Consider the following 399-nt stretch of genomic DNA (forward strand, 5'->3'; position numbering starts at 1 on the left):
ATTCCAGTTTCATGGCCCCGATCAACGTGGTCATGTACATGTTCTCGAAGGTGCCGACCACGCCGTTCCTGGACCCGGGCAAGGAGTTCCCGCAGCTGGAGCCGCTGCGCCAGAACTGGCAGATGATCCGCGACGAGGCGCTGGCGCTGCGCGACGCGCAGAAGATCGCTGCCTCCAGCACGTTCAACGATGCCGGCTTCAATTCGTTCTTCCGTCGTGGCTGGAAGCGCTTCTACCTGAAGTGGTACGGCCCGTCGCATCCGTCGGCCAAGACGCTGTGCCCGAAGACCACGGCGCTGATCGAGTCGATCCCCGACGTGCGTGCGGCGATGTTCGCGCAGCTGCCACCGGGCAGCGAGCTGCGCCCGCACCGCGACCCGTTCGCCGGCTCGCTGCGCC

The 399-nt window shown here is 66.2% G+C and carries 1 protein-coding gene; it reads left to right on the top strand.

The genetic code is table 11. From position 1 onward, the window contains the following. Positions 1-11 precede the first annotated feature (11 nt). Positions 12-399: aspartyl/asparaginyl beta-hydroxylase domain-containing protein (locus EN850_RS33950; RefSeq protein ID WP_246689322.1), on the top strand; the 388-nt coding region annotated here is incomplete at its 3' end.

The sequence above is a fragment of the Mesorhizobium sp. M8A.F.Ca.ET.207.01.1.1 genome (assembly GCF_004794715.1).
In the GTDB taxonomy this organism is placed as follows: domain Bacteria; phylum Pseudomonadota; class Alphaproteobacteria; order Rhizobiales; family Rhizobiaceae; genus Mesorhizobium.